Annotated in this window: 21 protein-coding genes; 11 read left to right on the top strand and 10 right to left on the bottom strand. The window is 57.8% G+C overall.

Translation table 11 applies throughout. From position 1 onward, the window contains the following. Window positions 1–296 precede the first annotated feature (296 nt). Window positions 297–1,676 (top strand): putrescine aminotransferase, encoded by a 1,380-nt coding sequence (gene ygjG, locus AM410_RS10235; protein WP_020883590.1) that lies wholly within the window; start codon window positions 297–299, stop codon window positions 1,674–1,676. 33 nt (window positions 1,677–1,709) lie between these two features. Here ygjG and AM410_RS10230 read toward each other — a convergent pair whose 3' ends face one another. Then, window positions 1,710–2,312 carry a helix-turn-helix domain-containing protein gene (locus AM410_RS10230; RefSeq protein ID WP_020883589.1) on the bottom strand — a complete coding sequence of 201 codons (603 nt, stop codon included), beginning with the start codon at window positions 2,310–2,312 and terminating at the stop codon, window positions 1,710–1,712. Window positions 2,313–2,354: 42 nt separating this feature from the next. Here AM410_RS10230 and AM410_RS10225 point away from each other — a divergent pair, with 42 nt between their 5' ends. Both AM410_RS10225 and AM410_RS10220 read left to right on the top strand, forming a co-directional pair. Then, a complete protein-coding gene (locus AM410_RS10225; protein WP_049023887.1) occupies window positions 2,355–3,041 on the top strand; it encodes a B3/B4 domain-containing protein in 687 nt (228 codons plus the stop codon). Between the two features lie 12 nt (window positions 3,042–3,053). Next, window positions 3,054–3,902 (top strand): dihydrodipicolinate synthase family protein, encoded by an 849-nt coding sequence (locus AM410_RS10220; RefSeq protein ID WP_049023888.1) that lies wholly within the window; start codon window positions 3,054–3,056, stop codon window positions 3,900–3,902. A 38-nt stretch (window positions 3,903–3,940) separates the two neighbouring features. On the opposite strand, the gene lsrG is transcribed toward AM410_RS10220, so the two are convergent. The 6 genes from lsrG to lsrA are packed head-to-tail and all read right to left on the bottom strand — an operon-like array spanning window position 3,941 to window position 9,627. Then, the gene (gene lsrG / locus AM410_RS10215) at window positions 3,941–4,234 is read right to left on the bottom strand and encodes a (4S)-4-hydroxy-5-phosphonooxypentane-2,3-dione isomerase (protein WP_020883586.1); all 294 of its coding nucleotides are present in this window, start codon (window positions 4,232–4,234) and stop codon (window positions 3,941–3,943) included. Next, window positions 4,231–5,118 carry a 3-hydroxy-5-phosphonooxypentane-2,4-dione thiolase gene (gene lsrF / locus AM410_RS10210; protein ID WP_014171710.1) on the bottom strand — a complete coding sequence of 296 codons (888 nt, stop codon included), beginning with the start codon at window positions 5,116–5,118 and terminating at the stop codon, window positions 4,231–4,233. Before lsrF ends, lsrG begins: the two co-directional genes overlap by 4 nt. 11 nt (window positions 5,119–5,129) lie before the next feature. Continuing rightward, entirely contained in the window at window positions 5,130–6,131 is a 1,002-nt protein-coding gene (lsrB, locus tag AM410_RS10205) for an autoinducer 2 ABC transporter substrate-binding protein LsrB (protein WP_049023889.1), read from the bottom strand. Then, window positions 6,128–7,111: an autoinducer 2 ABC transporter permease LsrD gene (gene lsrD, locus AM410_RS10200; RefSeq protein ID WP_014171712.1), complete on the bottom strand. Its 984-nt coding sequence runs from the start codon at window positions 7,109–7,111 to the stop codon at window positions 6,128–6,130. Before lsrD ends, lsrB begins: the two co-directional genes overlap by 4 nt. Then, window positions 7,112–8,143, bottom strand: a complete 1,032-nt coding sequence (gene lsrC, locus AM410_RS10195) for an autoinducer 2 ABC transporter permease LsrC (RefSeq protein ID WP_020883583.1) — start codon at window positions 8,141–8,143, stop codon at window positions 7,112–7,114. Next, entirely contained in the window at window positions 8,140–9,627 is a 1,488-nt protein-coding gene (gene lsrA, locus AM410_RS10190; protein WP_020883582.1) for an autoinducer 2 ABC transporter ATP-binding protein LsrA, read from the bottom strand. The genes lsrC and lsrA overlap by 4 nt, the downstream gene beginning before the upstream one ends. A gap of 215 nt (window positions 9,628–9,842) precedes the next feature. Between lsrA and lsrR the strand changes: the two genes are divergently transcribed. The 3 genes from lsrR (at window position 9,843) to AM410_RS10175 (ending at window position 14,610) form a co-directional block, all read left to right on the top strand. After that, a complete protein-coding gene (lsrR, locus tag AM410_RS10185; protein ID WP_020883581.1) occupies window positions 9,843–10,814 on the top strand; it encodes a transcriptional regulator LsrR in 972 nt (323 codons plus the stop codon). A 33-nt stretch (window positions 10,815–10,847) separates the two neighbouring features. Then, window positions 10,848–12,428, top strand: a complete 1,581-nt coding sequence (gene lsrK / locus AM410_RS10180) for an autoinducer-2 kinase (protein WP_108647776.1) — start codon at window positions 10,848–10,850, stop codon at window positions 12,426–12,428. 160 nt (window positions 12,429–12,588) lie between these two features. Continuing rightward, the gene (locus AM410_RS10175) at window positions 12,589–14,610 is read left to right on the top strand and encodes an NADPH-dependent 2,4-dienoyl-CoA reductase (protein WP_108647774.1); all 2,022 of its coding nucleotides are present in this window, start codon (window positions 12,589–12,591) and stop codon (window positions 14,608–14,610) included. Between the two features lie 61 nt (window positions 14,611–14,671). Here the strand turns inward: AM410_RS10175 and rlmG are convergent, their stop codons facing one another. Beyond that, window positions 14,672–15,808 carry a 23S rRNA (guanine(1835)-N(2))-methyltransferase RlmG gene (rlmG, locus tag AM410_RS10170; protein ID WP_108647772.1) on the bottom strand — a complete coding sequence of 379 codons (1,137 nt, stop codon included), beginning with the start codon at window positions 15,806–15,808 and terminating at the stop codon, window positions 14,672–14,674. Window positions 15,809–15,893: 85 nt separating this feature from the next. Between rlmG and AM410_RS10165 the strand changes: the two genes are divergently transcribed. The 4 genes from AM410_RS10165 to sstT all read left to right on the top strand — a co-directional run bounded on the left by AM410_RS10165 (window position 15,894) and on the right by sstT (window position 20,175). Next, the gene (locus AM410_RS10165) at window positions 15,894–16,397 is read left to right on the top strand and encodes a M48 metallopeptidase family protein (RefSeq protein ID WP_108647770.1); all 504 of its coding nucleotides are present in this window, start codon (window positions 15,894–15,896) and stop codon (window positions 16,395–16,397) included. Window positions 16,398–16,467: 70 nt separating this feature from the next. Further along, window positions 16,468–17,466 carry a Gfo/Idh/MocA family protein gene (locus AM410_RS10160; protein ID WP_014171720.1) on the top strand — a complete coding sequence of 333 codons (999 nt, stop codon included), beginning with the start codon at window positions 16,468–16,470 and terminating at the stop codon, window positions 17,464–17,466. A gap of 263 nt (window positions 17,467–17,729) precedes the next feature. Next, window positions 17,730–18,698: a TerC family protein gene (locus AM410_RS10155; protein WP_079231657.1), complete on the top strand. Its 969-nt coding sequence runs from the start codon at window positions 17,730–17,732 to the stop codon at window positions 18,696–18,698. A gap of 235 nt (window positions 18,699–18,933) precedes the next feature. Beyond that, window positions 18,934–20,175, top strand: a complete 1,242-nt coding sequence (sstT, locus tag AM410_RS10150) for a serine/threonine transporter SstT (RefSeq protein WP_047355842.1) — start codon at window positions 18,934–18,936, stop codon at window positions 20,173–20,175. A 102-nt stretch (window positions 20,176–20,277) separates the two neighbouring features. On the opposite strand, the gene AM410_RS10145 is transcribed toward sstT, so the two are convergent. Both AM410_RS10145 and uxaC read right to left on the bottom strand, forming a co-directional pair. Then, window positions 20,278–21,765 carry a UxaA family hydrolase gene (locus tag AM410_RS10145; protein ID WP_014171723.1) on the bottom strand — a complete coding sequence of 496 codons (1,488 nt, stop codon included), beginning with the start codon at window positions 21,763–21,765 and terminating at the stop codon, window positions 20,278–20,280. Between the two features lie 17 nt (window positions 21,766–21,782). Further along, a complete protein-coding gene (gene uxaC / locus AM410_RS10140; protein WP_040018780.1) occupies window positions 21,783–23,195 on the bottom strand; it encodes a glucuronate isomerase in 1,413 nt (470 codons plus the stop codon). Between the two features lie 473 nt (window positions 23,196–23,668). On the opposite strand from uxaC, the gene AM410_RS10135 reads away from it, so the two are divergent. Continuing rightward, window positions 23,669–24,967: an MFS transporter gene (locus AM410_RS10135; RefSeq protein ID WP_014171725.1), complete on the top strand. Its 1,299-nt coding sequence runs from the start codon at window positions 23,669–23,671 to the stop codon at window positions 24,965–24,967. Window positions 24,968–24,989: the final 22 nt, after the last annotated feature.

Genomic DNA, 24,989 nt, shown 5'->3' with positions numbered 1-24,989 from the left:
ATTCATTGATTTAAAATACTTTCGTAGAGAAATTACCTGCAGAGTATGACGCGTTAACGCCCACTTAAGTCGCAGCGTCTGCACCCTATAAGTGCAATGGCCTCTAAATCGCACCTTCCCAGGCCTTTTCCGCCGTACCGCTAAATCCCGTATCGGTTATATCGGCATGATTAAATTTTGCGCAACATAATGTTAACCTGGTGTTTATCCTGATTTTCGTTAAGGCATCTGAAGTGGCGTAATCCCTGCAATACTTAATCCAGTATCATGTGATACGCGATCCCCGGGAGCACATTTTGAACAGGTTACCTTCCAGCGCCTCGGCTCTTGCCTGTACCGCGCACGCACTGAATCTCATTGAGAAGCGAACGCTTGATCATGAGGAGATGAAACAACTTAACCGAGAGGTCATCGATTACTTTAAAGAGCATGTCAATCCAGGGTTTTTGGAGTATCGCAAATCTGTTACCGCCGGCGGGGATTACGGAGCCGTAGAGTGGCAAGCGGGAAGTCTTAATACGCTTGTCGACACCCAGGGACAGGAGTTTATAGATTGCCTGGGTGGTTTTGGAATTTTCAACGTGGGGCACCGTAATCCAGTTGTGGTTTCCGCCGTACAGAATCAACTTGCGAAACAACCTCTCCATAGCCAGGAACTGCTCGATCCGCTTCGCGCTATGCTCGCGAAAACGCTCGCGGCCTTAACGCCCGGCAAACTGAAGTACAGCTTCTTTAGCAACAGCGGCACGGAATCGGTCGAAGCGGCGATTAAACTCGCCAAAGCGTACCAGTCGCCGCGCGGCAAATTCACGTTTATCGCCACCAGCGGCGCGTTCCACGGAAAATCCCTGGGCGCACTGTCAGCTACCGCCAAATCCACCTTCCGCAAACCGTTCATGCCGCTGCTGCCGGGCTTCCGCCACGTGCCGTTTGGTGACATTAGCGCTATGCGCACCATGCTGAGCGAATGCCGTAAAACCGGCGACGACGTGGCAGCGGTGATCCTGGAGCCTATTCAGGGTGAGGGCGGCGTGATCCTGCCCCCGCAGGGCTATCTGCCTGCCGTGCGTCAGTTGTGCGATGAGTTTGGCGCACTGCTGATCCTCGACGAAGTCCAAACCGGGATGGGGCGTACGGGCAAGATGTTTGCCTGCGAGCATGAGAACGTCCAGCCGGACATTCTCTGTCTGGCAAAAGCGCTGGGCGGCGGCGTGATGCCGATTGGCGCGACGGTGGCGACCGAAGAGGTCTTCTCGGTGCTGTTCGACAACCCGTTCCTGCACACCACTACGTTTGGCGGTAACCCGCTGGCCTGCGCGGCCGCGCTGGCGACCATCAACGTGCTGCTGGATCAAAACCTGCCTGCACAGGCGGAACAGAAAGGCGATATGCTGCTGGACGGTTTCCGCCAGCTGGGCCGGGAATATCCGGATCTGGTGCAGGATGCGCGGGGTAAAGGGTTGCTGATGGCCATTGAGTTTGTCGACAACGAAATCGGCTACAGCTTCGCGAGCGAGATGTTCCGCCAGCGGGTCCTGGTTGCCGGAACGCTCAACAACTCGAAGACCATTCGCATTGAACCGCCGCTGACGCTGACGGTTGAACAATGTGAGCAGGTGCTGAAAGCGGCGCGTAAAGCGCTGGCAGCCCTGCGGGTAAGCGTGGAAGAAGCGTGATATCCCCTCCCCCTCCTGACGGAGGGGGCGTTTTTAGCGGTGAAACTCCGCCACCGTCATGGTAAACCGCAACACATTTTCGCCCTCATTCGCGTAGCCGTGTGCCGCTTCCGTTTTCGCCACCGCCGAAGCGCCTGCCGCCACCTGCGTCACCGTCTCTTCCACCGTCAGGGTCAATCCTCCCTCAGTAACATGCAGCAGCTCAAACGTTCCCGCCGGATGCCCCGGCGAGGTAAAACGCTCCCCCGGATGCATCACCCACTGCCAGAGTTCAATCATATCCGGGCCAGACGTGCCCGCGAGCAGCCGGGCATATCCGCCCTGTGGGCCCTGCCACAGAACCGGGATCGCCGCTTCTTCTATGACGTGCACCCGCGGCTCGCTGGAGACGTTAACGATATCCGCCACCGAAACGCCCAGCGCGGCAGCCAGCTTGCAGAGAATGGCAATGCTGGGATTCGCCGCCCCTTTTTCAATCTCCACCAGCATGCCTTTGCTGACGCTGGCGCGGCGTGAAAGCTCATCCAGCGACAGTTTTTTCTCTTTGCGCCAGTTGCGAATGCGGGTGGCGACGGCCAGGCTTACCTGGGCGATATCGGCACCCGAATCGGTCATTATATTGACTTTATCAGTCATTGGTCACTACCATAGTATAAAACAGTCAATACAGGATTATTTATGTCTCTCGTTACGCCGTCAATAGACCCGCGTCTTACCGGGATTGCCCCCGGCTTTCGGGCGCTGAGCATTCTGGTTGAAGCCGCCCCGATAACCCAGCCGGACGTGGCCTCTGCCGCGCTGGCACAGGCCTGCCAGCAGGTCCTCACTGATGATGTCGCCTGGGCGGAAGCGCACCTCAGCGCCTGGGATGACGTGTTCAGAGCGTTTGGTACGAAACCGAAACGCACGCCCTGCTCGGCATCGGCCCTGCGTAAGCGAGTGCTGAAAGAGGGCGCACTGCCCCCGCTCGATCCAGTGGTCGATATTTACAATGCCATCAGCATTCGTTACGCCATTCCCGTCGGGGGTGAGAACCTTGCCGCTTATGCAGGCGCACCGCGTCTGACGCTTGCCGAAGGTAATGAACCGTTTGATACCCTGAAAGAGGGCCAGCCGGTTATCGAATACCCGGATGCGGGCGAAGTTATCTGGCGCGATGATATTGGCGTCACCTGCCGTCGCTGGAACTGGCGCCAGGGCGTGCGTACACGTCTCGATAGCCAGGCGCAACACATGTGGTTTATTCTCGAAAGTCTGCCGTCGATGCCGTTATCGGCGTTGCAGGAGGCTGGCGATGAGTTAGTCAGCAACCTGCAGCGACTGATGCCGGGCTCCACTGCTCACCTTCAACTGATTGAACTCTAAAAGGATAAGCGGATGTTTCACGGGTTAAGCGCATTCCCTCTGACGCCATTGCGAGAGGGGAAATTTGATGAGCAGGCGTTTGTGCAGTTGCTGCGCCCGCTGGTGGATGCCGGTGTCGATTCACTGGGGATCCTCGGTTCGACGGGCAGTTACGCGTATCTGACGCCTGAAGAGCGCACGCATATCACCCGCTGTGCCGTGGCGCATGCCGACAACATTCCGGTGAGCGTAAGTATTGGCGCGCTTCGCCTCGACGATATTCTCCGTCTGGCGGATGAGGCGCAAAACGCTGGCGCCCGCGGGGTGTTACTGGCCCCCGTGTCGTACCAGCGCCTGACGGCAGAGGAAGTGTTTACCCTGTATGAGACGGTGACCCACCGGATCTCTGTTCCGCTGTGCATTTACGACAACCCGGCCACCACCGGGTTCGAGTTTAACGACGATTTGCTGTATGCCGTGGCGGCGCTACCGAACGTCAAATCCGTCAAGCTCGGGCGCACACCGGACAATATCGCCCACATGCGTGCCCGTCTTCCTGAAAACGTCACCCTGGGCATCAGTGGCGACTGGCGGGCGGCGTCAGCCCTGCAGGCCGGGTTCGATGTCTGGTATTCGGTTATCGCAGGGCTCTATCCGCAGACGGCACTGGCGATTGCACGATCCAAAGACACCGCAGCCTCTGACCGGCTGGCGCCGCTGTGGGCACTGTTCCGCCAGTACGGCAGTTTGCGGGTGATGGCCGCAGCAGCAGAAATGTCAGGGAAAGTGGCCGCGCCTGCACTGCCGTTCCCGCTTGCGTCACTGAGCGGGAAACCGCGCGAAACGCTGGCAGCGATCCTGGCGGAACTGGCCCTCGCCTGAGCATCGCCGGGCTAGCGTAAGCGCTACCCGGCGGTCTGTTACGCCGGCAACAACCCGACAAAACTGCGTTTTTTGCGCGGCTCTGACATCAGGTCCTCAAGCTTATCCACGCAGGCCAGATAGTGCGGGGTTTTCTTGTGCGCCAGCACCGCCTCTTCATCCTTGTAGGCTTCGTAGATAAAGAACCGGGTTTTCACGCGCGGATCCTGTAAAACATCAAAGCGCAGATTGCCCGGCTCCTGAATCGCCCCTTCGTGGTTAGCGCGAAACACCTCCAGAAACTCATCGACCCGCTCGGGTTTGATGTTGATTTCCACTAATGTCACGTTCATTTTGCTTCTCCCTGTTTCTCTTCCTGCCAGAACTGGAACGCGTCCCGCGCGCTCATGTTCTCATGTACCACTTTTTTCACCGCTTTCAGCATGGCCAGCGGGGCGCTGGACTGGAAGATATTGCGGCCCATGTCCACCCCGGACGCCCCCTGGTCAATCGCCCGCCAGCACATCTCCAGCGCGTCGTGCTCCGGCAGCTTTTTGCCTCCGGCAATCACGATCGGCACCGGGCAGCTGGCGGTTACTTTTTCAAACCCTTCGTCGACATAATAGGTTTTGACGAACTGCGCCCCCATCTCGGCCGCGATACGGCTGGCAAGCGAGAAATACCGCGCGTCGCGCGCCATCTCTTTGCCAACGCCCGTTACCGCCAGGGTCGGCATGCCATAGCGCGCACCGGCATCCACCAGTTTGATGATGTTGTTGATCGACTGATGTTCAAACTCACTGCCGATGTACACCTGCGCCGCCACCGCGCAGACGTTCAGGCGCAGCGCATCTTCCATCGCCACCGCCACGCACTCGTTGGAAAGTTCTCCTAAAATCGAATTGCCGCCAGAGGCGCGCAACACGACGGGTTTATTGGTGGCGACAGGCACCTGGCTGCGCAAAATACCGCGGGTGCACATCAGCACGTCGGTTTCCCCAAACAGCGGGGCGATAGAGAGATCGATACGCTCAAGGCCGGTCGTCGGTCCCTGGAAATAGCCGTGATCAAAGGCCAGCATCACCGTGCGGTTGCTTTTTGGGTTGAAGATGCGCGCCAGCCTGGACTGCATTCCCCAGTCCAGCGAGCCGCATCCCTTCAGGGTAAACGGCACGTTCTGCTGCGGTGTGCCGATGCCAAAATCTTTGCCGTCTTTGATGTCGTCTAAATCAGCCATTTGCTCCCCCGTCAGAAATCGTATTTGTTGATGTTCTCTTTGGTAAACACCACCCGCTCCGGCAGCAGCACAATGCCGTTGCCCTTCGCTTCATACTGGTAGCCCTGCACGCTGTTCGGCTCGACCTTCAGCGTACCGATATCTTTCACCTCCACGCTGTCGCCAACGTTAAGATCGCCTTTTTTCAACAACCGATCGGCGACATTGACCGCAATTTTGCCCTGTTGCACCACATCCCACAGGCCGAAGGCTTTCACCGTGCCGCGCTCTACGTACGGACGCATCACGTTAGGCGTGCTGAAGCCGACAATCGCCACCCCTTCTCGCTTCAGGTTTTCCGCCGCCTGCGCCGCCGCCGGCAGGGCGTTGGCATCCGGGGCGATGATCGCATCCAGATCCGGATACGCTTTTAAGATCCCCTCGCCGGTTTGTAGCGATTTGGTGGCATCGTTATAGCCAAACTGCGTGGTCACGACCTGCCACTGCGGATGATCTTTCTCGATTTTGGCCTTCGCCTCTTTCACCCACTGGTTCTGGTCGGTAACGGTCGGGCTGGAGTAAAAGAACGCCACTTTGGCATTCGGTTTGGTGACCTGTTTACCGGCCATGTCGACCAGCAGGCCGCCGAGCTGCGCCGGGGTGCCCTGGTTGATGTAGATGCTGCGGCATTCCGGTTTGGTGTCGGAGTCCCAGGTCAGTACTTTGACGCCACGCTGCATCGCGCGCTTCAGCGCCGGGCAGAGGCCATCCGGCGACACCGCCGAAACGATAATGGCGTTATAGCCCTGGTTAACGAAGTTATTGATAAGCTGCACCTGGCCTGAGACGCTGGGCTCGGTCGGGCCGTCGTAGGTGACGTCCACGCCGAGATCTTTACCCGCCTCTTTCGCGCCATTGCCGCCGCTGGTAAAGAAGCCAACGCCCACCAGCTTGGGGATAAAGGCGATGCGGTCCGCGGCCTGTGCCGACGCGAAGCTGAGTGCCATCGCCAGGACTATCAGTTTTGTTTTCATCTTACGCTCCGGGTATGTTTTGTGAGGAGAGAGCGCACCCATTCACGGTGCAAACTCAGTGAACGTCCCATCACCACCACAACCAACAGCGCCCCTGACAGCGCGCTCGACACCTGGTTGGGGATGCCGACCATCTGTAAACCCTGCTGCAGATACCCCACCAGCAACGCCGCCAGGGCCGTACCGATTACCGACCCCGAACCGCCATAGATATTGGCGCCGCCGAGGACCGCTGCGGTCAGTGCAGGCATCAGTAAATCGCGTCCCAAATCCGAACGCGCCGAACCGAAATAGGAGACCATCACCAGCGCAGCAATGGCCGAAGCGACGCCCACCAGGCCATACAGGGCGTAGGGCATCCCGTTGACCGAGAGCGCCGCATAGCGCGCCGCGCGCGGGTTCTGCCCAATCAAAAACAGATGGCGGCCAAAGCGTCCGCGATGGGTAATCAGCCAGAAGAAGACGGTAATCACGGCGAACAGCACCAGCGGGATTGGCAACCCCAGGAACGTGAGGTTAGCGAACGCGGTAAAGCTGTCCGGGAAGCCACCGATGCCTTCGTAACCGGTCGCCCCCGCCATGCCGGAGAGCAGCAGTGCGCCACCGCCGTAGAGATAGAGCGTGCCGAGGGTGATAACCAGTGGGCTGATGCCGGTGTAGTGGATCAGCGCAGCGTTGACCAGACCGCACAGCAGGCCGAGCAGCAGCGTCAACGGTATCGCCAGCGCCATCGGCCAACCCGCCTGCATCATCACCCCCAGCGCGATGGCACACAGGCCGATGGTCGAACCGAGGGAAATATCAATGCCGCCGCTGATGATCACCAGGGTGAGCGGCAGCGCCACAATGCCAATGCAGATAAAATCGCTGGTGCTGAACAGCAGCATGTTGATATCGAGCATGCGCGGATTGATGGCCCCAAAGAGCAGGATTTCCAGCACCAGTAATATCAGCAGCGCGCTTTCCCAGTTAAGCTTCATTTACGCCACCTCTTTTTTGTGTTTCGTAAACGGGGTGACATGCTTCCCCCCTTTGTTACCGGGCTGGAAGCGGCTGTACTTAAGTGCGCGCTGATGCCGGGCCAGCGCCTGGCGTAAACGCCCGTCGAGCACCAGCACACCGAGCAGCACCAGCCCGGCGATAAAGTCATTCCACCACGCGGGCAGCCTGAACAGCACCAGCACGGTGTCGATTTGAGTCAGGAAAAAAGCCCCCAGTAAGGCGCCAATAAGCGTCCCGGTACCGCCCAGCAGAGAGATCCCCCCGAGTACGCAGGCGGCAATGGCTTTCATCTCCAGCCCGCTGCCGGTCTGGTTTGGTACAAAGCCAATCTGCGAAGCGAAGACAATCCCCGCACACGCGGCCAGCATGCCGTTCAGCGTAAAAGCGATCATTCGCGTCCGGTTCACCGCCACGCCCAACTGGCGTGCGGCGGCAAGGTTGTCGCCCACGGCGTAGAAATCGCGTCCGAAGGCGGTGCGCGACAACGTCCATGCGCCGACCGCGGCTAAAAACACCACGCCCATTCCGAGCGGTGAAATACCCATAGCGGCAGGTTCAGAGAGCGATTTCAGGCTCGGCGGTAGCCCTTCAATCCACTTTCCTCCCGTCCACAGCAGCATCGCCCCGCGATAGAGGCCCAGCGTGCCGAGGGTGGCCACAATTGCCGGAATACGCAGCCCCACCACCAGAAAACCGTTAAATGCTCCCGCCAGTGCGCCAATCGACAGCGCAAAGAGGATCGATACCGGCAGGGTGTAGCCGCTGTTCAGAGCCACCCCCACGGCAATGGCAGACAGCCCGACGGTAGAGCCGACGGAAACATCAATATTGCGGGTCAACATCACCAGCGCGGCGCCGAGCGCCAGCAGGATCAGGATTTGCGAACTGGCGAAGATCATCCCCAGCGTTTGCAGGCTGAAATAGGCCGGATTGAGCCCCACCAGCACCGCGAACAACGCCAGAATGGCGATGAACGCGCTCAGTTCGCGATTTTTCAGTAAGGTCTTCATGACTGCCCTCCGAATGCCAGCGCCATCATTCTGTCGAGACTGACCGCGTGCCGGGACAACTCGCCGCTCAGCACGCCCTGGTGCATCACCAGCACGCGATCGGCAAGCCCGGGGAACTCATCCAGATCGCTTGAGATCATCAGCACCGCCACGTTCTGCGCCGCCACGCTTTTGATGAGCTGATAGATATCGGCCCGCGCCGACACATCCACTCCGCGTGTCGGTTCATCGACGATCAACAGCAGCGGGTTCGCCTCCAGACAGCGCGCCAGCAACACCTTCTGCTGGTTGCCGCCGGAAAGCGTGCGCACGGTTTGATCCGCATGGTTAAGCTTGATCCCCAGCGCCCGGTGATAGCGCTCCACCACCGCCGACTCCCGTTTGCGCTGCTGCCAGACCGAGGGCTCATTCAGCGCCACGGTGTTCCAGCGAATCGGCGCATCCAGGAACAAGCCGGAAACCTGTCGGTCCTCTGGCAGGTAGACCAGCCCTTTCTCCAGCCGTGCCGCCACGGGTTCGCCGGTTATTTCCTGATTTTCCAGCCAGACTCGTCCACCGCGCACCGGGCGCAGCCCATACAGCGTTTCCGCAAATTCGGTGCGCCCGGAGCCGACCAGCCCGGCGAGGCCAACTATTTCCCCGGCATAGATTTCCATGCTGAGATCGATAAATCCCTCACCGGTAAGCTCTTCCACCCGCAGCACCGGGAAATCCTGCGGCTGCGTGCGGCGATTGCCCGGCAGCGCCAGCCACAGTTTTTGTGCATCACTTAATCCTTTTTCGCGGCTCACCGGCGTCATGGCCGCAATCAGGGCGTTATCGTCAAACTGTGCAGTTTCACCGCTGAGCACGATCGCGCCGTCGCGCATTACCGAGACGTGGCTCGCCAGCTGGCGGATCTCCGGTAATTTGTGCGAGATAAAAACAATGCCGACGCCCAGCGCCTGCAACGCGCGGATCTGGCGGAACAGCCGTTCGGTTTCCCCCGGGGTGAGCGACGCCGTGGGTTCATCAAGGATCAGGATCTTCGCGTTACGCATCAGGCCGCGCAGGATCTCCACCATCTGTTGATCCGCCACTTCAAGGGTGCTGGCGGTGGCATCAAGATTGAGCTGACACTGCAGCTGCTGGAGTTTCTCCGCCAGCCGTTCCCCCATACCGGCCTCACGCGGCAGGCGGAAAAGGATGTTTTCCCGCACCGTCAGGTTGGGGAAAAGCAGGGGTTCCTGCGGCACCAGATAAATCCCCAGCCTGTGGGCCTGCGCGGGCGAAAGCCGCGCAAACGCGTGGCCGTCAACCGAAAGTTCACCGCTGTCCGGCGTTTCCACCCCGGCGATGATTTTCATCAGCGTTGATTTTCCCGCGCCGTTACCGCCCATCAGCGCATGCACCTGACCCGCAAGCAGCGTGAAATGAATACCTTTCAGGACCGGTACGCCGGAGAACTGCTTGCTGATATCACGTGCTTCGATAAGTGGCGTCATTATCGCTCCGCTATTGAACAAATGATTTTTAGATTTAATAATGTTCAAAAGCGTAGACGGTGAACTATATTTAGAACCGTGCAGGGATCACAAATTTATCGATTAAGATCCACACAGACACAAATCAATCTAAAAGATCTGTTTTGTCGCGTGGTTCACACTTTCTTTCTGCGCGATCACGAACATATGATCTAAATTTTTATAAGAGTTCAATTATGAGCGATAAACGCACTGCGGAAGAAGGTCGTTTTGCCGGGCTGGCACTGGCGGAAGAAGAGCTGGTTGCCCGCGTCGCCTGGTGCTACTACCACGACGGATTAACCCAGAATGACATCGGCGAGCGGCTCGGACTGCCGCGCCTGAAGATCTCGCGTCTGCTGGAGAAAGGACGCCAGTCCGGGGTGATCCGCGTGCAGATCAACTCCCGTTATGAGGGGTGTCTGGCGCTGGAAACCGAGCTGCAGCAACGCTTCGGGCTCAAGCTGGTTCGCGTGTTGCCGGCCCTGAATACCCCGCCCATGAATGTCCGGCTGGGCATTGGTGCGGCACAATCGCTGATGGGCGTGCTGGAGCCCGGCCAGCTGCTGGCGGTGGGATTTGGTGAAACCACCATGAGCAGCCTGCAGCACTTAAGCGGTTTTATCAGCTCGCAGCAGATCCGCCTGGTGACGCTCTCCGGCGGTGTTGGGCCGTATATGACGGGCATCGGTCAGCTTGATGCCGCCTGCAGCGTCAGCATGATCCCCGCCCCGCTTCGCGTTTCCTCCGCCGAAGTGGCCGGGATCCTAAAACGCGAATCCAGCGTGCGGGACGTGATCCTCGCCGCCGCCGCGGCCGATGTGGCGGTGGTAGGCATTGGTTCGGTGAACCAGCGCCGGGACGCCACCATATTGCGCTCCGGCTATATCAGCGAAGGTGAACAGCTGATGTACGCCCGTAAAGGGGCGGTGGGCGATATCCTCGGCTATTTCCTGAACGCCGAAGGGGAATGCGTGCACGAGCTGGAGATCCACCGGGAATTACTGGGCGTCACGCTCGATGAACTGGCGCAGTTGCCCACCATCGTTGGCGTGGCCGGAGGTGAAGAGAAAGCCGATGCGATTTATGCCGCACTCAAAGGCCGCCGTATTAATGGCCTGGTGACGGAGGAGACGACAGCCCGCGCGGTGCTGGCTCTGGCGAGCTAAGAGCCTGTCCTGCGCCTGACACGAGGCATGCTCATGAGTTACCTTTTAGCGTTAGATGCAGGGACAGGCAGCGTTCGCGCCGTAATTTTCGATTTGCAGGGCAACCAGGTTGCCGTCGGCCAGGCCGAGTGGAAACACCTGAGCGTGGAGAATGTGCCGGGCTCGATGGAGTTTGATCTCGACATTAACTGGCGGCTCGCCTGCCAGTGTATTCATCAGGCGCTGGAGCGCGCCCACCTGAGCGCAGCGGATATCCAGTCCGTGGCCTGCTGCTCAATGCGCGAGGGGATCGTGCTGTATGACCGCAACGGCGACGCCATCTGGGCGTGCGCCAACGTCGATGCCCGCGCCAGCCGCGAGGTAGCCGAACTCAAAGAGATCCACGACTACCGTTTTGAATCCGAAGTGTATGACGTCTCTGGCCAAACCCTGGCCCTGAGCGCCATGCCGCGCCTGCTGTGGCTGGCGCACCATCGTCCGGACATCTACCGCAAAGCCGCCACGATCACCATGATAAGCGACTGGCTGGCGGCAAAACTGTCCGGCGAGCTGGCCGTTGATCCGTCCAATGCCGGGACTACCGGTATGCTGGATCTCTTCTCCCGCGACTGGCGTCCGGCGCTGCTCGACATGGCCGGGCTGCGTGCCGATATCCTCTCTCCGGTGAAGGAGACCGGTACCGTGCTCGGTACGATCACCAAAGATGCCGCACAGCAGAGCGGCCTGCGCGAAGGCACGCCGGTGGTGATGGGCGGTGGCGACGTGCAGCTTGGCTGTCTTGGGTTAGGCGTCGTGCGGGCCGGGCAAACGGCCGTGCTGGGCGGTACCTTCTGGCAGCAGGTGGTCAACCTGCCGCAGGTACGCACCGACCCGGAGATGAACATCCGCGTGAATCCGCATGTGATCCCCGGCATGGCGCAGGCGGAGTCGATCAGCTTCTTTACCGGCCTGACCATGCGCTGGTTCCGTGACGCCTTCTGCGCGGAAGAGAAACTCATCGCGGAGCGGATGGGAATGGACACTTACTCCCTGCTTGAGGAGATGGCCAGCCGCGTGCCCGCCGGTTCACACGGTGTTATGCCGATCTTCTCAGATGCTATGCACTTCAAGCAGTGGTATCACGCCGCGCCGTCGTTTATTAACCTCTCCATCGACCCGGAAAAATGCAACAAAGCCACGCTGTTCCGTGCGCTGGAAGAGAACGCGGCGATTGTCTCGGCGTGTAACCTGACGCAGATTTCACGGTTCTCAGGGGTAACGTTCGACGGTCTGGTGTTTGCAGGCGGTGGCTCGAAAGGCGCGTTGTGGAGCCAGATTTTAAGCGACGTGACCGGTCTGCCGGTGCGCGTCCCGCAAGTGAAAGAGGCGACAGCGCTGGGCTGTGCGATTGCTGCCGGAACGGGAGCCGGGCTGTTTTCGGATATGACGGCGACAGGCGAACGGCTGGTGAAATGGAGCCGCGAGTTCACGCCGAACCCGGCGCACCGGGAGCTGTATGACGGTATGATGCAGAAGTGGCAGGCCGTTTATGCCGACCAGCTTGGGCTGGTGGACAGCGGACTGACGACATCGATGTGGCAGGCACCGGGTTTAGTGCGTGCCCCCTCTCCCTGAGAGCTATAACGCCCCCTCTCCCTCAGGGAGAGGGGGTCAGGCCACACCAATATTTGAATCCCATCACAATCGCCGCATTCCCCTTTTCCCTTTTACTCATCGCTGGCTAAATTAGTAACTCATCCGACCACATAACAATAATTTTACACTGGAAGAGACTATGAGCCACTACCCGTCGTTATTTGCCCCCCTCGATCTGGGGTTCACCACCCTTAAAAACCGCGTGCTGATGGGCTCAATGCATACCGGGCTTGAAGAACATCCGGACGGGGCCGAACGTCTGGCGGCCTTCTATGCCGAGCGTGCACGTCACGGGGTGGCGCTGATTGTTACCGGCGGGGTGGCCCCTGCGCCTTCTGGCGTGGGGATGGAAGGCGGTGCGGTGCTGAACGACGCCAGCCAGCTGCCGCATCATCGCGTGGTCACTGACGCCGTTCACCGGGAGGGCGGGAAAATTGCCCTGCAGATCCTGCACACCGGGCGTTACAGCTATCAACCGAATCTGGTCGCACCGTCGGCCATTCAGGCCCCGATTAACCGCTTTACGCCCCATGCCCTCAGCCACGATGAGATCCTGACGCTGATTGACGACTTCGCCCGCTGTGCAGCGCTGGCGCGTGAAGCGGGCTATGACGGTGTTGAGGTGATGGGCTCGGAAGGCTACCTGATCAACGAATTCCTCGCGGCCCGCACAAACCAGCGCGACGATGAGTGGGGTGGCGATTACGCGCGCCGCATGCGCTTTGCAGTGGAAGTGGTGCGCGCCGTGCGTGAACGTACCGGGGCGGATTTTATTATTATCTACCGCCTGTCGATGCTCGACCTGGTGGAGGGCGGCGGGACGTTCGACGAAACCGTACAGCTGGCGCAGGCGATTGAAGCCGCCGGCGCGACCATCATCAATACCGGCATCGGCTGGCACGAGGCGCGTATTCCGACCATCGCCACACCGGTACCACGCGCGGCGTTCAGCTGGGTCACGCGCAAGCTGAAAGGGAAAGTGTCTGTCCCGCTGGTGACCACTAACCGCATTAACGACCCGCAGGTGGCGGAAAATGTGATCGCCGCCGGTGATGCCGACATGGTCTCCATGGCGCGTCCGTTCCTTGCAGATGCCGAGCTGCTTTCCAAAGCGCAGAGCGGGCGTGCAGATGAGATTAACACCTGCATCGGCTGTAATCAGGCCTGTCTGGATCAGATTTTTGTTGGCAAGGTCACTTCGTGTCTGGTCAACCCCCGCGCCTGCCACGAAACCAAAATGCCGATTTTCCCGGCGGTGCATAAAAAAAGCCTGGCCGTGGTGGGTGCCGGCCCGGCGGGTCTGGCGTTTGCGGTGAATGCCGCCTCGCGCGGCCACAGCGTGACGTTGTTCGATGCCGCCGCTGAGATCGGCGGGCAGTTCAATATCGCCAAACAGATCCCGGGCAAAGAAGAATTCTACGAAACCCTGCGCTATTACCGCCGAATGATCGACCTGACGGGCGTGGATCTGCGCCTCAACCAGTTTGTAAATCCGGCGGATGTAATGGATTACGATGAGGTGATCCTGGCAAGCGGGATCGCACCACGCAGGCCTGCGATCGAGGGCATCGATCATCCGAAAGTCCTGAGCTATCTGGACGTTTTGCGTGACAAAGCGCCGGTGGGGGCAAAAGTGGCGATCATCGGCTGCGGCGGGATCGGGTTCGATACCGCGATGTACTTAAGTCAGCCCGGCGAACCCACCAGCCAGAACATTGCCGACTTCTGCGTGGAATGGGGTATCGACACCAGCCTTAACCAGTCCGGCGGCTTGCGACCGGAAGGACCCCAGCTGCCGAAAAGCCCGCGTCAGATCGTCATGCTGCAGCGTAAAGCCAGCAAACCCGGTGAAGGCCTGGGCAAAACCACGGGCTGGATCCATCGCGCAACCCTGCTCTCTCGCGGGGTGAAGATGATACCGTCGGTGAGCTATCAGAAGATCGATGACGCGGGGCTGCACGTGCTGATCGGCGGTGAGCCGCAGCTGCTGCAGGTGGATCATGTGATTTTGTGTGCGGGTCAGGAGCCGAAGCGCGATCTGGTGGATCCGCTGCGTGAGGCGGGAAAAACGGTACACATGATCGGCGGATGCGACGTGGCGATGGAGCTGGATGCGCGACGCGCCATTGCGCAGGGCACAACGCTGGCCTTGAGTCTCTGAGTGACGCAACGCTCACCGGGCCTGCACGCGAGGCAGGCCGGTGTAAACTCAGCGCCCCGCGTTAGCGGCGGCGACCCAGCTTGACGGATTTCAGCACCACGAACTTGTTGTTGGTGGCAACCGTGGTGCAGTTACCGAAGATCTTCTTCAGCTTGTGGAAGTAGTCCAGGTGACGGTTCGCCACGATATACAGCTCGCCGTTAATTTTCAGGCAGCGGCGTGCATGGTGGAACATCTCCCAGGCGACGTTATCCGTCAGGGCGTGTTTCTGGTGGAACGGGGGATTACAGAACACGGCATTAAAGCGGAACGGCTCAACGCCCGACAGCGCGTTGTTAATCATAAACTCGCAGCGATCCAGCGCGTCCGGCATGTTGGTTTCAACGTTCAGACGACTGGAGGCCACCGCCATCGGCGACTCATCACTAAATACAACGCTCGCGTCAGGGTTCTTCGCCAGCAGCGTCAGGCCAATCACACCGTTACCACAGCCCAGATCGACGATTTCGCCTTCCAGGTTATCCGGCAGATTTTCAATAAAGAAACGCGCCCCGATATCAAGGCCGGTGCGGGAGAAGACGTTCGCGTGGTTGTGGATTGTCCAGTCAGTGCCTTCCAGCGTCCAGCTCAGGGTTTCTGGCGCGTCGGACAGTTCCGGGGCACTGAAAGTACAGTTAATGAGACGCGCTTTTTTCCAGGCGAGCGTCGTGGTGGTTGGGCCGAGCACTTTCTCGAACAGTTCCAGCGTTGAGGTATGGATATCACGCGCCTTGGCCCCCGCGATAATACGCGTTTGAGGGGTAACGACGTTGCGCAGTGCGCGCAATTGTTGTTCCAGCAGCGCCATTGTTTTCGGCACTTTGATCAGCACCACGCCCGGCGCCTGCGGATAGTCCGCGGTGCTGTCGAGGAACTTAACGCTGGATTCGTCGATGTCGTTGTGGCGCAGGTTTTCCCGCGTCGCCAGCTCGCTCAAGTAGGAATCACCGATGCTGTAAGGCGTGTGTTCTGCCAGAGCACAGCCCAGCGCGCCAAACGCGTCATTCAGGATCAAAACCGGGCCGCTGATTTCAGTGTCATCCAACTGTTGCAGCAGATATTCATCCGCCGCTTCCCACGCCTGAAGCGGGTTAACGTCGTCCGTTTCCGGGAAACGTTTAAGGTTGAGTGAACGGAAACCGTTGTCTAAGTGGCTCATCGGCCCTCCTGAATGGTAAAATTTCGGCGTTATCCCTGAAAAGGGTGCGTGAGTATACCCGTTTTATTGTCAAATTGGGGCGTTGATGAACCAACTAACTTATCTCCAGGGCTACCCGGAGAACTTACTTTCTCAGGTTCGCAGCTTAATTGCCGAGCAAAAGCTGGGCGCGGTGCTGGAAAAACGCTATCCGGGTACGCATGACTTCGCGACCGATAAGGCGCTCTGGCAGTATACCCAGGATCTGAAAAACACCTATCTGAAGAGCGCGCCACCCATCAATAAGGTGATGTACGACAACAAGATCCATGTGCTAAAAAACGCGCTCGGCCTGCACACTGCCGTTTCCCGTGTTCAGGGCGGCAAGCTCAAAGCGAAAGCGGAGATCCGCGTTGCTACCGTGTTTCGTCACGCGCCGGAAGCGTTCTTGCGGATGATCGTGGTGCATGAGCTGGCACACCTGAAGGAAAAACAGCACGACAAGGCCTTCTACTCCCTGTGCTGCCATATGGAGCCGCAGTACCACCAGCTGGAGTTCGATACCCGTTTATGGCTTACGCATTTATCGTTAAAGAGTAATGCGCAGTAGCGCACTGGTTTTGCAATAATCACGTGCTACAGTGGCTAAAGGTTCCCTGCTACGGAGTACGTAAACGTTTATGATACGTTTCGCAGTTATTGGCACGAACTGGATCACCCGCCAGTTCGTCGACGCCGCCCATGAAACCGGCAAATTTAAGCTCACCGCAGTCTATTCCCGCAGCCTGGAGCAGGCGCAGAGTTTTGCGAACGACTATCTGGTTGAACATCTGTTCACGTCGCTCGATGAGATGGCGCAAAGTGACGCCATTGACGCGGTCTACATCGCCAGCCCAAACTCCCTGCACTTTCCGCAAACGTCGCTGTTTCTCAGCCATAAAAAACATGTGATTTGCGAGAAGCCGCTGGCCTCGAATATTCAGGAAGTGGAAGCCGCGATTCAGCTTGCCCGCGACAATCAGGTGGTGCTGTTCGAAGCGTTCAAAACCGCCAGCCTGCCAAACTTCCTGCTGTTACAGCAGTCTCTGCCGAAGATTGGCAAAGTGCGTAAAGCGTTTATTAATTACTGCCAGTACTCGTCGCGCTATCAGCGTTATCTGGACGGTGAAAACCCGAACACCTTTAACCCGGCCTTCTCTAACGGCTCGATTATGGACATCGGTTTTTACTGTCTGGCCTCTGCCGTGGCGCTGTGGGGCGAGCCGCACGGCGTCACCGCCACGGCCAGCCTGCTGGAAAGCGGTGTGGATGCGCACGGTATTGTGGTGCTGGATTACGGTGATTTCAGCGTTACGCTGCAGCACTCCAAGGTGAGCGATTCCGTTCTGCCCAGCGAAATTCAGGGCGAAGCGGGCTCACTGGTTATCGAGAAGATTTCCGAGTGTCAGAAGCTGAGCATTGTCCCACGTGGCGGCAAAGCGCAGGAGCTGACGCAGCCTCAGCATATTAACACTATGCTCTATGAGGCAGAGGTCTTCGCCCGTCTGGTGGAAGACAACGAAGTGAATCACCCTGGGCTGGCGGTCAGCCGCACCACGGCGAAACTGCAAACCGAGATCCGCCGTCAAACCGGCGTGGTCTTCCCTGCAGATGGCGTGGGCGCAGAAGCTATCGCGTAAAGCTGTGTAATGAAACGGTGCAGACCATTGACGAAATCACTGGTCTGACATATTTTGTTACCTGCAAAGGGGAGTAACTTCCTTGCCGGTGGATCGTCATTACGATGCGTGCAAAACCGCATCCGGTCGCCGGGCAATCAAAAAGCCCGTCTTTTTGGTTGTAAGTGAGACCTTGCCGGAAGGCGAGGTCTATGCATAAAAAGCTAACGGCTATCGTCTTCTGACCATGGCCGTTTTTGTTTTTTATGTGTAAGGAAAATAGTATGCATTCTGTCGGCACTCCCATGTTGTGGGGCGGATTCGCGGTTGTCGTGCTCATCATGCTGGCGATCGACCTCTTTTTGCAGGGGCGTCGCGGCGCACATGGCATGACCATGAAACAGGCTGCGGCCTGGTCACTGGTGTGGGTTACCCTCTCCCTGCTCTTCTGTGCTGCCTTCTGGTGGTACCTGGCCTCAACGGAAGGCCGTGCGGTTGCCGATCCTCAGGCGCTCGCGTTCCTCACCGGCTATCTGATTGAAAAAGCCCTGGCGGTCGATAACGTCTTCGTCTGGCTGATGCTGTTTAGCTACTTTGCCGTGCCTGCGGCCCTGCAGCGTCGCGTGCTGGTGTACGGCGTGCTGGGTGCGATTATCCTGCGTACGATTATGATCTTCGCCGGAAGCTGGCTGATTACGCAGTTCGAATGGCTGCTGTATGTCTTTGGCGCATTCCTGCTGTTCACCGGGATCAAAATGGCGCTGGCAAAAGAAGATGGCTCCGCCATTGGCGACCGTCCGCTGGTGAAGTGGATCCGTGGTCATCTGCGCATGACCGACAAGATCGAGAGCGAGCACTTCTTCGTGCGTAAGAACGGCCTGCTTTTTGCCACGCCGCTGCTGCTGGTGCTGATTCTGGTTGAGCTGAGCGATGTGATTTTCGCGGTAGACAGCATTCCGGCTATCTTCGCGGTCACCACTGACCCGTTCATTGTGCTGACATCTAACCTGTTCGCCATCCTCGGTCTGCGTGCCATGTACTTCCTGTTGGCAGGCGCGGCTGAGCGCTTCTCAATGCTGAAATATGGTCTGTCGGTGATCCTGGTGTTTATCGGTATCAAGATGCTGATTGTCGATTTCTACCACATCCCTATCGCTATCTCACTCGGTGTGGTGTTTGGCATTCTGATCGTGACGTTGCTTATCAATACCTGGGTTAATCGTCAGCACGATAAGAAGCAACAGGTGGGGTAATTACGGTCCTTCCTGCTGCCTTTACGCTGGCCCTCTTCCCCCCAGGGAGAGGGCCAGCACACTTTTGTAAATGAATAGTTAAAAACTATGACGCAACACGTAAAATGCAGCATTTTACGCTTCCCTCCGCATCCGGTTTCCCTATACTCAACCAGGCAAACATTTTCTTACATCCGGACATAAATGTGACTTAGAGCACATAAAGGATGGAACGCAATTTCACTTAGGAATTTTTATGAGCACACAATCAACTGGTCTCTTTGCGCGCCTGGCGCAAGGCAGTCTCGTTAAACAAATTCTGGTAGGGCTGGTACTGGGGATTCTGCTGGCAATGGTGTCAAAACCGGCTGCGGAAGCGACGGGGCTGCTTGGCACCCTTTTCGTTGGCGCACTGAAAGCCGTCGCACCGGTGCTGGTGCTGATGCTGGTCATGGCGTCAATTGCCAATCATCAACACGGACAAAAAACCAACATTCGCCCTATCTTGTTCCTGTATCTGCTGGGCACCTTCTCTGCAGCCTTAACAGCCGTGGTTTTCAGCTTCCTGTTCCCGTCCTCGCTGCACCTGACCAGCGCTGCGGGTGATATCACCCCGCCATCCGGTATTGTGGAAGTGCTGCGCGGCCTGCTGATGAGCATGGTCTCTAACCCGATTACGGCACTGATGAACGCTAACTACATCGGCATCCTGGTCTGGGCGATCGGTCTTGGTTTTGCCCTGCGTCACGGCAACGAAACAACGAAAAACCTGGTCAACGACGTGTCGAACGCCGTGACCTTTATGGTCAAAATCGTGATTCGCTTTGCGCCAATCGGCATCTTCGGTCTGGTCTCTTCCACGCTGGCGACCACCGGCTTTGGCGCACTGTTGGGCTATGCGCAGTTGCTGGTGGTACTGATTGGTTGCATGCTGCTGGTTGCGCTGGTGATTAACCCGCTGCTGGTGTTCTGGCAGATCCGCCGTAACCCGTATCCGCTGGTGTTAACCTGCCTGCGCGAGAGCGGTGTGTATGCATTCTTCACCCGCAGCTCTGCGGCAAACATTCCGGTTAACATGGCGCTGGCGGAGAAGCTGAATCTGGATCGCGACACCTATTCGGTTTCCATCCCGCTGGGTGCGACCGTGAATATGGCGGGTGCGGCAATTACCATTACCGTGCTGACGCTGGCGGCTGTGCATACGCTGGGCATTCCGGTCGATCTGCCCACGGCGCTGTTGCTGAGCGTGGTGGCGTCGCTGTGTGCGTGTGGTGCATCGGGTGTGGCGGGTGGTTCGCTGCTGCTGATCCCACTGGCGTGCAATATGTTCGGTATCCCGAATGAGATTGCCATGCAGGTAGTGGCCGTCGGCTTTATCATCGGTGTATTGCAGGACTCCTGCGAAACCGCGCTGAACTCCTCAACGGACGTGCTGTTCACCGCAGCGGCATGCCAGGCGGAAGACGCGCGTTTAGCGAAGAACGCGTTACGCGGGTAAACAAAAGCCCGGTGACAAAACGTAAAGCAAAACGGCAACCGAAGGTTGCCGTTTTAGTGTTTGACCCTCTCCACAGCGGTGAGGGCATCAACCGCACTACACTTACAGCGTCACGCCACTCTTGAAGATCGCCAGTTCGCGGAAGTCATTCTTCTCGTTACAGGTCTGTCTGCCGTTGGCAAACTCCACAATGGTATCCACGAATTCCGTCAGCAACTGCGGCATCCCTTTGCCGTGGATTAACTGGCCTGCATCAAAGTCGATCCAGTGTTTTTTCTTCGCTGCCAGCTCGCTGTTGGTCGCGATTTTGACCGTCGGCACAAAGCCACCGTACGGTGTCCCGCGCCCGGTGCTGAACAGCACCATGTGGCAGCCGGCGCCGGCCAGCGCGCTGGTCGCAACCGCATCGTTACCCGGTGCGCTGAGCAAATTCAGACCGTGCGTTTTCAGACGTTCACCGTAGCGCAGAACATCAACCACCGGGCTGGCGCCCGCTTTTTGCGTGCAGCCGAGAGACTTCTCTTCAAGCGTGGTGATCCCGCCCGCTTTGTTACCCGGAGACGGGTTTTCATAAATCGGCTGGTTGTGGGCGATAAAGTACTGTTTGAAGTCGTTCACCATGGTGACGGTCTTCTCAAACGTCTCTTCGTCGCGACAGTGGCTCATCAGAATACGTTCAGCACCGAACATTTCCGGCACTTCTGTCAGCACCGTCGTACCGCCGTTGGCGATCACATAGTCTGAAAAGCGGCCCAGCATCGGGTTCGCGGTGATCCCGGACAGGCCATCAGACCCGCCGCACTCCAGGCCGAACTTCAGCTCGCTCAGCTTGCCCGGCTCACGCCTGTCGTGACGCATCACCTCATACAGCTGGTGAAGGTGCTCAATGCCCGCTTCCACTTCATCATCCTGGTGCTGACATACCATAAAGTGCACGCGCTCGGGGTCAAACTCACCCAGCGTGTCGCGAAACGCATCCACCTGATTGTTCTCGCAGCCCAGGCCAATCACCAGCACCGCGCCCGCGTTCGGGTGGCGGACCATGTTTTGCAGCATGGTGCGGGTGTTGATGTGGTCGTCGCCAAGCTGAGAACAGCCGTAGGTGTGGCTGAACAGGTGCACACCGTCCGTACCTTCGGCGTCGTGGGTCTCTTTCAGGAAACGCGTCTGGATTTGACGCGCGATCCCATTCACGCAGCCGACGGTGGGAAGGATCCACAGCTCGTTGCGGATCCCCACCTCACCGTTCGCCCGGCGGTAGATCTGTACCTCGCGATCCGCCGCCTGCGCTTCTTCCGCCGCTAAATCAGGTTGATAGCTGTACTCGTCCAGATCGCTCAGATTGGTGCGGGTGTTGTGGGAATGAATATGCTCACCCGGCGCAATATCCGCCAGCGCATGACCAATCGGGAGACCGTATTTAACAACGTTGTCTCCTTGGGCGATCGGCTTCACGGCAAACTTATGCCCGCGAGTCACCGCCTGACGCAGGGTTACCGTCTGGTTATCAACGGTGACAACTTCACCTTCGGCCAGATCCGCCAGCGCGACGGCAACGTTATCCAGCGAATGGATTTTGATGTATTGCATATCAACCTCAAACGGCCTTAGTTCAGTTCAATGGCGAAGTAGTCGCGCGCATTGTTAAAGCAGATGTTTCTCACCATTTCGCCCAGCAGCTGAATATCGGCAGGGGCCTCACCCGCGGTTACCCAGCGGCCAATCATCTGGCACAGAATGCGGCGGAAATATTCGTGGCGCGTGTAAGAAAGGAAGCTACGGCTGTCGGTCAGCATGCCCACAAAGCGGCTTAACAGACCCAGCTGCGCCAGCTGCGTCATTTGACGCTCCATCCCGTCTTTCTGGTCATTGAACCACCAGCCGGAACCGAACTGCATCTTGCCTGGCATACCTTCACCCTGGAAGTTACCGATCATGGTACCCAGCACTTCGTTATCGCGCGGGTTCAGGCAGTAGAGGATGGTTTTTGGCAGCAGATTTTGCTCGTTCTGTTTGCTCAGCAGCTTAGAAAGTTCTTCCGCAAGCGGGCGATCGTTGATGGAGTCGAAGCCCACGTCCGCGCCCAGCAGTTTAAACTGACGCTGGTTGTTATTGCGCAGGGCACCAATGTGGTATTGCTGCACCCAACCGCGACGAGCATATTCCGCACCGAGGAAGACCAGCACCGCCGTTTTGAACTGTGCCACTTCGTGCTCGCTCAGGGATTCACCGGACAGGCGACGTGCCAGAATGCTATCAAGCTCAGCTTCATTTGATTCCGCAAACATCACCACATCCAGCGCGTGGTCAGAGACTTTACAGCCGTGTGCCGCGAAGTGGTCCAGACGTTTGGTCAGCGCGCTCTGCAGGTCTGCAAAACGACGAATGTCGGTGTCAGACACTTCCGCCAGCTTCGCCATGTAATCATTGAACGTCGCCTGTTCGATATTAAAGGCTTTATCCGGACGCCAGCTTGGCAGCACTTTAATATCAAACGAGGTATCGCGGGCGACCACAGCGTGATGTTCCAGGGAGTCAATCGGATCGTCAGTGGTCCCCACCATCTTCACGTTCATCTGCTTCATGATGCCGCGGGCGGAGAAGGTATCCTGCGCCAGTAATTCATTGCACCGATCCCAGATTTCATCGGCGGTAGCCGGGGAGAGCAGCTTTCCGGTGATGCCGAACGGACGGCGCAGCTCAAGGTGCGTCCAGTGATATAACGGGTTGCCGATGGTGTGCGGAACGGTCGCCGCCCAGGCGTCAAACTTCTCGCGGTCACTTGCATCACCGGTACACAGGCGCTCCGCCACGCCGTTGGTGCGCATCGCACGCCATTTGTAGTGGTCACCTTTCAGCCAGATGTCATACAGGTTTTTGAAACGGTAATTTTCGGCAACCTGCTGCGGCGGTAAATGGCAGTGGTAGTCGAAAATTGGCTGGTCTTTGGCGTAGTCATGGTACAGGCGGCGAGCAAATTCGGTATCTAACAGAAAATCTTCGGTCATAAACGGTGTCATTATCGTCTTCCTCGTAACGAGAGCGTCAGAAAGCTTATGCTCAGATGCTGCAAAGTTATCACACCAATTTCCAGAGACAGAACATTTTTTCGTGAGTTAGATCAATAAACGCAGACAAATTAATTACCTCAAATGAGGTAAACCCTTCGCCAGGCCGCGCCAGAACTGGCTTTATCCGTAACACATAATGTCCCTACAAATAATCATGCATTTGTGATGTCACTCACCTTTTAAAGTTGTATGACAAGTTATCTTTTCGCCGTCGCAAACACTAAGCCGACGGAATGCATTCCCGGTGTGAAAACATCGGTTTTAACGGTACGGATACCGACTTATGCACGCTTACTTATGGCAAGGTTCGGGCCGTTCCGGGACATCTCCCGGTTATGCCCCTCCCGTTACACAACCGCTCCCGGACACGGTCGAGAGGTTGCCGTGCAAGGCACGGAATTAACATAACGATGAGGTTTTAGATGCGTAAAATTAAAGGGTTACGTTGGTATATGATCGCACTGGTGACGTTAGGCACCGTGCTGGGCTACCTGACACGTAACACCGTGGCAGCCGCAGCCCCGACGTTGATGGAAGAGCTGCATATCTCCACTCAGCAATATTCCTACATCATTGCTGCTTATTCCGCGGCTTACACCATCATGCAGCCTGTTGCAGGCTATGTTCTGGATATTCTCGGGACCAAAATCGGCTACGCCTTCTTCGCCATCGCCTGGGCTATTTTCTGCGGCGCCACGGCGCTGGCGGGCAGCTGGGGTGGTCTGGCGCTGGCACGTGGTGCGGTAGGTGCAGCGGAAGCGGCAATGATCCCGGCCGGTCTGAAAGCCAGCTCTGAGTGGTTCCCGGCGAAAGAGCGTTCTATTGCCGTCGGCTATTTCAACGTCGGTTCTTCCATCGGTGCGATGATTGCACCACCGCTGGTGGTGTGGGCTATCGTGATGCACAGCTGGCAGATGGCGTTCATTATCTCTGGTGTACTGAGCTTTGCGTGGGCCATGGCGTGGCTGATTTTCTATAAACACCCGCGCGATCAGAAAAAACTGTCTGAAGACGAACGCGAATACATCATTGGGGGCCAGGAAGCTCAGCATCAGACCAACAACGGCAAAAAAATGACGGTCTGGCAGATTCTGGGTACCCGTCAATTCTGGGGTATCGCCCTGCCGCGCTTCCTCGCCGAACCCGCTTGGGGGACCTTCAACGCCTGGATCCCGCTGTTCATGTTTAAGGTCTACGGCTTTAACCTGAAAGAGATTGCGATGTTCGCGTGGATGCCAATGCTGTTTGCCGATCTGGGCTGTATCGTGGGCGGTTACCTGCCACCGCTGTTCCAGCGCTGGTTTGGCGTGAACCTGATCGTTTCCCGTAAAATGGTCGTGACGATGGGCGCAGTGCTGATGATTGGCCCGGGCATGATCGGCCTCTTCACCAGCCCGTATGTGGCAATCGCCCTGCTGTGCGTCGGTGGTTTTGCTCACCAGTCACTGTCCGGTGCGCTGATTACGCTCTCTTCTGACGTCTTCGGGCGTAACGAAGTGGCTACCGCTAACGGCCTGACCGGTATGGCTGCCTGGACGGCAAGCACCCTGTTTGCTCTGGTGGTCGGTGCGCTGGCGGACACCATCGGCTTCAGCCCGCTGTTTGCCGTACTGGCTATCTTCGACCTGATGGGTGCAGTGGTTATCTGGACGGTGCTGAAAAGTAAGTCGGCAGAAGAGGTGCTAAAAGAGTCCCTGGGAGGACCGGCAACGCAAAGCTAGCGCCCCTCCTGATGTCACAGAA

This window comes from Enterobacter cloacae complex sp. FDA-CDC-AR_0164 (genome assembly GCF_003071645.1).
Classification (GTDB): Bacteria; Pseudomonadota; Gammaproteobacteria; order Enterobacterales; family Enterobacteriaceae; genus Enterobacter; species Enterobacter ludwigii.
The sequence above is the reverse complement of the archived record's forward strand: the minus strand, read 5'-3'. Positions and strand labels throughout refer to the sequence as shown.